Below are 8,516 nucleotides of genomic sequence, written 5' to 3' on the forward strand. Positions count from 1 at the left end.
AGATGTGTATAAGAGACAGGTGCTAATGCGAGGGAATGATGATGCTGCGGTGGGGGTTGGTGGGTGGGTAGATGGGAGATTGAATGAATACCGGATGGAAATGAGCCGCCTGGCCATGTTATGTTACGACGTCCCCCATTGGATGGGGGAGCAGTTACTCGGGGATGCAGCGGCGGTGCAACAGATCAATGAGGTTATGACCCATCTTTGGTACCCAGACGGTACTGTGATGCGGGTACGAGTGGACGAAGTTCAATTTTCATGATTCCAGTACCACAGTTGAAGGCGAACTTGAGTCTGGCTCTACGGGAGTGGTGGGAAGATGGTGCACGGATGGCCAAGCCAGAGGTGATTGCTGCCCGCAGGAGGCTTTGCGCTCAATGTGATTTTTGGCAGGGTGCAGTATGTTTGCAGTGCGGTTGCACTGGGGCGAAATGGCTACTTAAAACCTCCATCTGCCCTATTGGCAAGTGGTGATGTTGCTAATTTTTTTGGCACTTTTGCTCAAAGCTGTTGGCATTTTACAGAAATGCAAAATGCAAAGTGCAAAGTGCAAAATGCAAAATGCAAAATGGGGGAGGCCGGGGCGCGGGGGGAAGGGGCGCGGGGGGGATCGTAATCCAGGGGGAGAGAGGAGGGGGGAGGAGGATACCGCTTGACAAGGGCGTGAGGCTGGCGCAAGAAGCGCACCATGCATTCCGTAACTGCCACACGCATGGGGGGCGCCCGGTGCCTGGGCAGGGGGCTTTTGTTATGAGACGTCTTTTTCGCCGCAAGGATATCCGGCACATGCAGGCCGAGGCGTTGAACAGCCAGCATTTGCGCCGCGCGCTGGGGCCGGGGAATCTGGTGATGCTGGGGATTGGGGCCATCATTGGGACGGGGATTTTTGTGTTGACGGGGACGGTGGCGGCGGTGCACGCGGGGCCGGCGGTGGTGTTGTCGTTTGTGCTGGCGGGGTTGGCGGCGGTGTTTGCGGCGTTTTGTTACAGTGAGTTTGCGTCGCTGGTGCCGATGTCGGGGAGCGCGTATGCGTATGGGTACGCGACGCTGGGGGAGTTTTTTGCGTGGATCATCGGGTGGGATTTGATCTTGGAGTATGCGGTGGGGGCGATCACGGTGGCGATTGGGTGGTCGGGGTATGTGGTGAGTTTTCTGCATGGGATTGGGGTGCCTCTGCCGCCGGAGATATGCGCGCCCACCGGGACGGTGGTGAAGCTGGCGGACGGGACGCAGGCGGTGGCGTGGGTGAATTTGCCGGCGGTGTTGATTGTGCTGGTGATCACGACGCTGCTGGTGATTGGGATCAAGGAGTCGGCGCGGTTCAATAATTTCATCGTGATCATCAAGCTGACGGTGATCATGGTGTTTATTTTTGGGGCGATGTGGGCGGTCAGCCCGGCGCACTGGACGCCGTTCATTCCGCCGTACGAAAGCCCGCGGCATTTTGGGTGGTCGGGGGTGTTGGCGGGGGCGCAGATTGTGTTTTTTGCATACATTGGTTTTGACGCGGTGAGCACGGCGGCGCAGGAGGCGCGGAATCCGCAGCGGGACATGCCGATTGGGATTATTGGGTCGCTGTTGATCTGCACGCTGCTGTACATCGTGGTATCGGGGATCGCCACGGGGGTGGTGCCGTACCGGGAGCTGGATGTGGCGGATCCGATTGCGCTGGTGGCGGATCGCGCGGGGATGGGTTTCATGGCCGATTTGATCAAGATTGGGGCGATTGCGGGGTTGTCGTCGGTGATTTTGGTGATGTTGTACGGGCAGTCGCGGGTGTTTTGGGCGATGTCGAGTGACGGGCTGCTGCCGCCGTTTGTGAACAAGGTGCATCCGCGGTTTCGGACGCCGTGGCTGACCTCGATAGTGACGGGTTTGCTGGTGGCTTTTTTTGCGATGATACTGCCGGTGAAGGAGGCGGGGGAGTTGTGTTCGATGGGGACATTGCTGGCGTTTGTGATAGTGGGGGTGGGGGTGGTGGTGTTGCGGGTGCGGGAGCCGCATCTGCCGCGGGCGTTCAAGTGTCCGGCGGTGTGGTTTGTGGGGCCGATGGCGGCGTTGAGCGCGGGGACGTTGATGGCGTTTGCCTCGCCGACGGCGTGGAAGCGGCTGATCATCTGGCTGTTGATCGGGCTGGTGATTTATTTCAGTTACAGCCGGCACCGGAGCAAGCTGGCGCACGGGCAGCCGCCCAATGGGGCCGTGACGCCGCCGGCGGGCGGGGGGTGAGCGGGGCGGGGCGTCAGCGGGGGGGCGGGAGCAGGACGGCGGCGTAGGCGCCGTCCACGCCGTCGCGGAAGGGGAGGAGGGTTTTTTCGTCGGCGCAGCGCCAGCCGGGGTGTTCGCGGAGGAAGGCCTGGACGACGGCCTGGTTTTCCTCCGGTTCGAGGCTGCAGGTGCTATAGACGAGGCGGCCGGCGGGTTTGAGGCGGCGGGCGGCGAGGGCCAGGAGGCGGCGCTGGTCGCGCGCCAGGCGCTGGAGTTCCTGGGGGGTCAGGCGCCAGCGGAGTTCGACGCGGCGGCGCATGACGCCGGTGTTGCTGCAGGGGACGTCCAGGAGGATGCGGTCGAAGTGGGCGAGGGGTGCGGCGTCCCAGTCGGCGGCGGCGACGGTGAATCTGGCCACGCCGAGGCGTTGGAGGTTTTCCTGGAGGCGCTGGAGGCGTTCGGGGGTGGCATCCCAGGCGGTGAGGAAGGCCTGGTTGGCGGCGAGTTGGGCGAGCCAGGAGGTTTTGCCGCCGGGGGCGGCGCAGGCATCGAGGATTTGGAGGCCGGGTTCGGGCTGGAGGAGGAGGGGGGCGAGGAGGGTGCTGGGGTCCTGGACGTAAAAGCCGCCGGTGGAGAAGCTGGCGAGGGAGGGGAGTGGGCCGGGCGGTTGGATGCGGAAGATCAGGCCGGGGGGCAGCCAGTCGGCGGCGAAGGGTTCAAAGGTGACACCTTCCTTCTGCCAGCGGGCCTGCAAATCGGAGGGGGACCATTTCAGGGTGTTGACGCGGGCGTAGAGCGGCGGGGGGGAGTTGTTCCATTGCAGGAGCTGGCGGGTGGCCGCGTCTCCCCAGCGGGCGGACCAGCGTTGGACGAGCCAGGCGGGGTGGGAGAAGCCCAGGGCGGGGTTTTGGTCTTTGAGGGCGGCGAGGTATTGGCGGGTAGGCTCCTTTTGGCGGGCGAAGGCGCGGAGGACGGCATTGACGAGGCCGGCGGCGGCCGGGCCGCTGGTTTGGCGGGCGAGGGAGACGGTTTCGTGGACGGCGGCGTGGTCGGGGATGCGGTCGAGCCAGAACATTTGGTAGAGGCCGAGGCGGAGGAGGAGGCGGAGGCGGGGTTGGGGGGGGCGGCGGGAGATTTGGCGGTCAATGAGGTGGTCGAGGGTGGCCTGCCAGCGGATGACGCCAAACACCAGCTCGCGGACGAGGCGCTGGTCCGGGTCGGGGAGGGGGTGGCGGGCCAGTTCGGCGTCGAGGCGGTTTTCGACAAAGCCGCCGCGGGTGGAGCGGCCCAGCAGAATCCGGGCCGCAATTTCTCTTGGATTTTGCGGCTTCAGCATTTAATAATTAGAGATACTCGGTTGCCGTTGGACGGATTGTGGCGGGCCGAGGGGCGGTTGACGATAGCAAAGTGGAAAGGCGTAGAGGGCATGGCAGAGACGAACATACGCGCGGAAATTGAGAAACTGGCCGTACAGGGCAAGATTTTGACCAAACACGTGGAGCCGTTGGTGGCGCTGACGGAGAGCCGGTATTGTTTTCACAAGCACTGGGGGTTTGGGAAGATCACGACGGTGGACACCGTGTTTGCGCGGTTTACGATTGATTTCAAGGATCGGCCGAATCATCAGATGGATTTGAATTTTGCGGCGGAAACGTTAAAGCCGATACCGCCGACGCACATTTTGGCGCGGAAGGCGATGAATATTGAGGAATTGCGCCAGATGGCGGCGTTGAATCATCTGGAGCTGATCAAGCTGGTGCTGACCAGCTTTGGGGGGAAGGCGAGCCTGGATCAGATCCAGCAGTTGCTGGTGCCGGACGTGATCAGTGAGGACTGGCGCAAGTGGTGGGAGGCGGCGCGGGCGGAGATGAAGAAGGACGGGCATTTCATCATTCCGCTCAAGAAGACTGATCCGATTGTGTACAAGGAGGAGACGGTTTCGCCGCGGGAGCGGTTGTTGCAGGAGTTCCGGGCGGCCAAGGGTTTGAAGGCGCGGAATGCGGTGGCCCAGCAGATGCTGCGGTCGCTGGGGGACTTGCCGGAGGCGGAGGCGCTGGTGCGGGAGGTGTGCGCGGCGTTGAACGCGGAGATAGTGAATTACCAGCGGACGCAGCCGGCGACGGCGCTGGATGCGATTTTTACGCGGGATGATTTGCGGAAGGCGGTGGGGCTGCCGGCGGAGGCGGGGGAGGTGACGGAGGCGGCGATCTGGAATCAGCCGGACATCCAGATGGCGGCGGTGCTGGAGGCGGCGCCGGCGCCGCGGCACCGGCGGATGTTGCAGTCGTTCCAGGCGGCGTTTCCGGAGAGCTGGGCGCAGCATCTGCTGGCGGCGATCAACGGGGTGTCCACGAAGCTGGTGACGGAGCTGGCGCACATATTGTTGCACGAGCACAAGCTGGAGGAATTGAAGGGTTGCCTGTCGCGGCTGATCAGCCAGCATCAGGCGAGCAGCGATCTGCTGTTGTGGCTGGCGAAGGAGCGGTCGGACACGTTTGCGGATATTTTGGGGCCGGAGGTGTTCCGGGCGATGCTGTCGGCGATCGAGCGGGATCAGTTCAGCGAGCGGAAGAGCAACCGGCTGCGGGATTACATTGTGGATGATCAGGAGCTGCTGGTGGAGCTGATCAGCTCGGCGGACATTGAGGTGATCAAGGATTTGACGCGGGCGCTGCAGTTAAGCCCGTGTTTTGATGACATGGACAAGCGGTCGCTGCTGGCGCGGATTGTGAAGAGCTACCCGGACATGCAATCGCTGATCACGGGCGAGGGGACGCGACAGGACAATTACTTTCTGGTGTCGTGGGAGAGCCTGGAGCGGCGGCGCAACGAGTACAACGAGCTGGTGCAGAAGAAGATCCCGGCCAATGCCCGGGAGATTGCGATTGCGCGGAGCTACGGGGATTTGCGGGAGAACCACGAGTACAAGGCGGCCAAGGAGATGCAGAAGCTGCTGATGCGGCGGAAGGCGGAGCTGGAGCATCAGATTCAGCACGCCCGGGGGACGGATTTTGCCAATGCGAGCACGGAGGCGGTGAGCATTGGGACGCGGGTGACGGTGACCGATTTGGAGACGGGGCACGTGGAGACGTACACCATTTTGGGGGCGTGGGATACGGATGCGGAGCGGGGGATTGTGAGTTACCTTTCGCCCATTGGCAAGGCGTTGATCGGGAAGAAAGTGGGCGAGGAGGCGGAGATCGAGGGCGAGCATCATCACAACCGGCGTTTCCGGGTGGAGTCCATCGCGCGGGCGTTTGAGGCGCAGGCCGAAGCGGCGCCCGTGCCCGCCGCGGCGGCGCCGCGGGCGGCTGAACCGGCGGCCGCGCCGGCCCCGGCGCTGGCGGAGGCGGCGCCGGTGGGCGGGGCCAGCGGTGGGGCGGAGGCGGCTGGCGGGGGCAACGGTTGAGCGGCCGCGGGGGCGGCGTTTTTCTTCATTATTTCGCGTGGGGCCCGGGGCCGGGGGGCGGGGCCGGGCGTTTTCCTTCCTTTTCGCTTGCCGTCGGCGCGGCCGCCGTTAGGATGCCGCGTCAATGGTTGAACCAACGAAAACAACACCTGAACCGATTGTGATTTTGCTGGCGGAAGATGATCCGGATGACCGGCTGTTGACGCGCGAGGCGCTGGCGGAGAGCCGGCTGGCCAATGATTTGCGCTGCGTGGAGAATGGCGAGGAATTGATGGCCTATTTGCGGCAGGCGGGGCCGTATGCGGCCCCCGGGGCCGCGCCGCGGCCGGGGTTGATCTTGCTGGATTTGAACATGCCGCGGAAGGACGGGCGGGAGGCGCTGGCGGAGATCAAGGCGGATGCGGACTTGCGGCAGATTCCGATTGTGGTGCTGACGACGTCGAAGGCCGAGGAGGACATTTTTCGCAGTTACGATTTGGGGGTCAGTTCCTTCATCACCAAGCCGGTGACGTTTGAGGGTTTGGTGGAGGTGATGAAGGTGCTGGGCCGATACTGGTTTGAGATAGTGGAGCTGCCGCCCGCCACTCCCCCCGCGGGCGGCGGTTCGTAGGCAGGGCGCCGAGGCCGCCCCGGCGGCGAGGCCGCCCGCGGCGCAAGCGATGGTATGGAGCGGGAGCTGCTGCAGATCCTGATGGTGGACGATGACGAGGACGACCACGTCATGGTGCGGGCCTTGTTGAGCGAGTGTTTGGGGGAGCGCTTCCGGCTGGAGGATGCCACCACGCCGGCGGGGGGTCTGGCGATGCTGGAGCGGCAGCGGTACGATGTCTGCCTGTGCGATTACCGGCTGGGGGAGCACACGGGGCTGGAGTTTCTGGAGCAGGCCCGGCGGCTGCCGCAATGTCCGCCCATCATCATTTTGACGGGTTTGAATGATTGGGAGGTGGATTTTGCGGTGATGAAGGCCGGGGCGGCGGATTACTTGAACAAGGCGGGGCTGGATGCGCGCGCGCTGGAGCGGGCCATTCGGTATGCGGTGGAGCATCATCGGACGTCGAGCGCGCTGCGGCAGCAGCTTTCGCGGATCAGTCTGCTGAATCAAACGACGCGGGCGGTGGCGGAGCGGCAGGATTTGCCCAGCATATTTCAGGTGGCGCTCAAGCATTTGGAGGAGCATCTGCCGGTGCGTTTTGGCATGGTGTGCGCCTTTCCCGCGGGTTTGGAGAAGGCGCAGCTCAGCGCGCTGGGGCCGCGGAGCCGGGCGCTGGCGGTGGAGCTGGGGTGGCAGGAGGGGCAGGCGTTGGCGGTGGCGGGGTCGTGTCTGGAGGCCTGCATCCGCGGGGGGCTGGGGCGGCGGCAGCCGGGGCGGGCGGCGCAGGGCTTCGAGGTGGAGCTGGAGCGGGTGGGGTTGCCGCAGTTGGTGGCGCTGCCGTTGACGGCGGAGCAGAGCATGCTGGCGGCGATGGTGCTGGCGCGGCCGGCGGAGGATCCGTTTTCGGAGGCGGAGACGGATTTTTTGCGGGCGCTGGGGGAGCACATTTCGCTGGCGGCGCGGCATGTGAAATTGCACGAGGATTTGCAGGCGGCGTATCATCAGTTGCAGGAGCGGCAGCAGGCGGCCCTGCGGCAGGAGCGGCTGGCGGCGGTGGGGCAACTGGCCGCGGGGGTGGCGCACGAGTTCAACAACATTCTCACCATCATCCAGGGTTACGCCAGCCTGCTGCTGAGCCGGACGCCGCCGCAGCAGCCGCAGGCGGCGTCGCTGCGCCACATTCTGGACGGGACGGAGCGGGCGGCGCGGCTGGTGGGCCAGTTGCTGGCGTTCAGCCGGCAGCAGATGCTGCAGCCGGAGCCGGTGGACTTCAATCAGGTGGTGGAGCGGGTGGGGCGGATGCTGGATCAGACGGTGGAGGAAAATGTGCGGGTGCATCTGCAGCTTGCGGCGGATTTGCCGCGGGTGGCGGCGGATGCAGGGATGCTGGAGCAGATTGTGCTGAATCTGGCGATCAACGCGCGCGACGCCATGCCGCAGGGGGGGGATTTGGTGATCCGCACGGCGTTGGTGGAGGTCGGCCCCGGGGCGGAGCACCGGCATCCGGAGGCGCGGCCGGGGCGGTTTGTGTGCCTGACGGTGGCGGATACGGGCTGCGGGATGGACGCGCAAACGTTGAGCCGGTTGTTTGAGCCGTTTTTCACCACCAAGGATGTGGGGAAGGGGACGGGGATGGGGCTGGCGACGGTGTATGGGATTGTGAAACAGCATCAGGGGTGGATTGAGGTGGAGAGTCATCCGGGGCAAGGCTCCACGTTCCGGGTGTTGTTGCCGGCGCTGGCGGAGGCGCCGGTGCTGCCGCCGGCGGCGGAGGTGGCCGCGGCGGGGCGGAGCCGGATCATATTGGTGGTGGAAGATGAAGCCGACTTGCGCCTGCTGGCGCAGGAGATTTTGCACGAGTACGGCTTCACCGTGCTGACGGCCGCCAACGGGCCGGAGGCGCTGGCGGTGTGGAATCAGCAGGAGGGCAACGTGGACGTGCTGCTGACCGACATGGTGATGCCGGGGGGCATGAGCGGGGAGGAGCTGGCGGCGGAGCTGCTGCAGCGGCGGCCCGGGCTGAAGGTGATCTACACCAGCGGGTATAGTGTGGATTTTGCCGGGCGGCGGATTGAGACGGGGCCGGGGATTCGATTTCTGGCCAAACCGTATCTGCCCTCGCGGTTGTTGGAGCTGATCCAGGAATTGACGGGGAAGGAAACGGCGGCCCGTTGAGGGAAGTTGCGGGGGGGGGGGAAATGCAAAGTGCAAAGTGCAAAATGCAAAGTGGGGGCGGGGGATGGTTGAGGTTTGAGGCGGGGGTTTTGGGGGGGGGGCGGGGGCGGGGGGGCAGGCTTTGGTTTT

Annotated in this window: 6 protein-coding genes; 5 read left to right on the forward strand and 1 reads right to left on the reverse strand. The window is 64.6% G+C overall.

Annotation, left to right across the window (positions count from 1 at the left end; genetic code table 11):
* Together N3J91_13715 and N3J91_13720 are read left to right on the forward strand one after the other, a co-directional pair.
* Nucleotides 1–265, forward strand: a 265-nt coding sequence (locus tag N3J91_13715; GenBank protein ID MCX8157480.1) for a hypothetical protein, incomplete at its 5' end; no start/stop codon positions are given.
* Nucleotides 266–753: 488 nt separating this feature from the next.
* Nucleotides 754–2,232 carry an amino acid permease gene (locus N3J91_13720; GenBank protein ID MCX8157481.1) on the forward strand — a complete coding sequence of 493 codons (1,479 nt, stop codon included), beginning with the start codon at nucleotides 754–756 and terminating at the stop codon, nucleotides 2,230–2,232.
* 13 nt (nucleotides 2,233–2,245) lie between these two features.
* Here the strand turns inward: N3J91_13720 and rsmB are convergent, their stop codons facing one another.
* Entirely contained in the window at nucleotides 2,246–3,547 is a 1,302-nt protein-coding gene (rsmB, locus tag N3J91_13725; protein MCX8157482.1) for a 16S rRNA (cytosine(967)-C(5))-methyltransferase RsmB, read from the reverse strand.
* Between the two features lie 90 nt (nucleotides 3,548–3,637).
* Between rsmB and N3J91_13730 the strand changes: the two genes are divergently transcribed.
* The 3 genes from N3J91_13730 (at nucleotide 3,638) to N3J91_13740 (ending at nucleotide 8,387) form a co-directional block, all read left to right on the forward strand.
* Nucleotides 3,638–5,620: a GreA/GreB family elongation factor gene (locus tag N3J91_13730; GenBank protein MCX8157483.1), complete on the forward strand. Its 1,983-nt coding sequence runs from the start codon at nucleotides 3,638–3,640 to the stop codon at nucleotides 5,618–5,620.
* Nucleotides 5,621–5,744: 124 nt separating this feature from the next.
* Nucleotides 5,745–6,230, forward strand: a complete 486-nt coding sequence (locus N3J91_13735) for a response regulator (GenBank protein ID MCX8157484.1) — start codon at nucleotides 5,745–5,747, stop codon at nucleotides 6,228–6,230.
* Between the two features lie 54 nt (nucleotides 6,231–6,284).
* The gene (locus tag N3J91_13740) at nucleotides 6,285–8,387 is read left to right on the forward strand and encodes a response regulator (GenBank protein ID MCX8157485.1); all 2,103 of its coding nucleotides are present in this window, start codon (nucleotides 6,285–6,287) and stop codon (nucleotides 8,385–8,387) included.
* Nucleotides 8,388–8,516 lie beyond the last annotated feature (129 nt).

The sequence above is a fragment of the Verrucomicrobiia bacterium genome, assembly GCA_026414565.1.
GTDB lineage: Bacteria > Verrucomicrobiota > Verrucomicrobiia > Limisphaerales > Fontisphaeraceae > Fontisphaera.